The following is a 1,653-nucleotide window of genomic DNA, read 5'->3' as shown; positions in this document are numbered from 1 at the left end:
CCCAAGCGGTCCACCGCCAGCCCCGCTTCCACGCGGATTTCCTCGGGTCGGGCCGGGTTGTCCGGACCACTGGCCTCGGTGGCCGCCTGGTGCTGTGCCAGCAGGCCAGCCAGCGTGCCACCACCGGCCAGGTAAGCCAGGGCACGGGCCAGACGGCCCCGGTGGTAGGTCTGCTCGTCCAGAAAATCCTGGGCGTCGAGCAGCATGCCGGTGGCATAGGCCGGACGCTCCGCCAGCGGCATGCGGTACAGCGGGTCCAGGGTCGATGATGCGGTAGCCGTGCTCATACCTCACTCCTTTTTCTTGCGCTTGGGCGCAGCTTTGCGGGCCGGGGTGCTGGCCGGATTTTTGGGGCTGGCGGGGCGATCGCCCTGCGCTCTGGGCCGGGCCGCGCGCGCACCGCGCCGGGGCGCTTCGAGGGCGGCCAGCGGGGTCGGCGTGTCTTCGTCGTTGAAGCTGTCTTGCACCACCGGGGCGGCGGCTTCGCCGCGCAGGCGCGGGTCCAGCGAATTCGGTCCCAGCACGTAGTCGCCGGTGCCCAGCGTGGAGCGCTGCACCCGCACCGGCTGCGGCACCAGTGCCCGACCCAGATAGGTGTCCACACCGACCAGGCTCGCAACACCGACCATGAACGGCCAGGTGGCGGTGACCACCCGCGCATCGACGTGCGCAGGCGCTTCCAGCGCCACGATGCGGCGGATCAGACCCAGATCCACCTCCTCCACTTCGCGGTGCACCAGCACGGTGGCGCGGTGCGCCAGGCGGCCGTAGAAGGCGGCAATGGCTTCGTCTTCGGCGGCCGAGGTGGCTTCTTCGCGGTACAGCGCCATCAGCTCGCTGCGCTCGTGATCGCCCAGCACCAGGGTGTCGCCGACGATGGAGTTGCCGCTTTGCTGCAAGCCCGGCAACAGCGGGTCTTCCTCATCGGCCAGGTCCACGCCCAGCAGCGTGGCAAGAATCCGGCGCAGGCGGAAATCTTCCAGCACCACGATCTCGCCACCGCTGACCGCACCGCCGGTGGCCAGGTCGAGCGCCAGGTTCAGGCCGCGCCGGGTGCCATGCCAGCGGGCCAGTTCGGGCGCGGCCTGCAACCAGGCGCGGCGGCGCACTTCGGGCAAGGCCGGATCGAACGCCAGACCCACCCAGGCGGCCAGCCAGTCGAGATTTACCTCCGGTGTGCTGGTGGGGTCGGTGTAGAGGTGCGCGTTGGCAACGCGGTCTTCCAGCTGCGTCAACACGCCTTCAAAATTGGCCAGGCTGCGGGCCAGGAAATCGGCACGCGAAGCCTGGGGCCGGAACACGCCGATGGCATGGGCGTCGAGCAGCAGGCGCCAGCAACGCGCGCTGGTGCCTTCGCGCAACAACCAGCTGCGCCCGGTGTGCTCCACGTCCACCTCCGAACCGGCGCCCACCACCAGCCCGCCGTTGGCCAGACGCTCCACCAGCTCGGCGCTGGGCGGGCCGCCCAGATTCAAACCGGCGGCGTAGGACTCGTCCACGCTGTCGATTTTTTCGCCGGGCTCCTGCGCGGCCTCGCCAAACAGGGTTTCGCGGTACACGCGCGGCAGGTATTGTTCGGCGTAATTGAAGCGGCTGCCCCAGGCGCGCAAGGCCACGATCTCGGGACTGGCGCGGCCATCGCCATGCAGGCTG

General features: G+C 69.9%; 1 protein-coding gene and 1 pseudogene. Both read right to left on the bottom strand.

Going from position 1 to position 1,653, the window contains the following annotated elements:
• Window positions 1-287: pseudogene (locus ABYB95_RS23120) on the bottom strand (hypothetical protein); the annotation flags it as partial.
• Between the two features lie 3 nt (window positions 288-290).
• Window positions 291-1,653: phage tail protein (locus ABYB95_RS23115; protein ID WP_372662585.1), on the bottom strand; the 1,363-nt coding region annotated here is incomplete at its 5' end.

The sequence above is a fragment of the Hydrogenophaga sp. genome (assembly GCF_041633695.1).
Classification (GTDB): Bacteria; Pseudomonadota; Gammaproteobacteria; order Burkholderiales; family Burkholderiaceae_C; genus Hydrogenophaga.
Note: the sequence above shows the minus strand (reverse complement) of the source record. Positions and strands in the feature narration are given on the sequence as shown.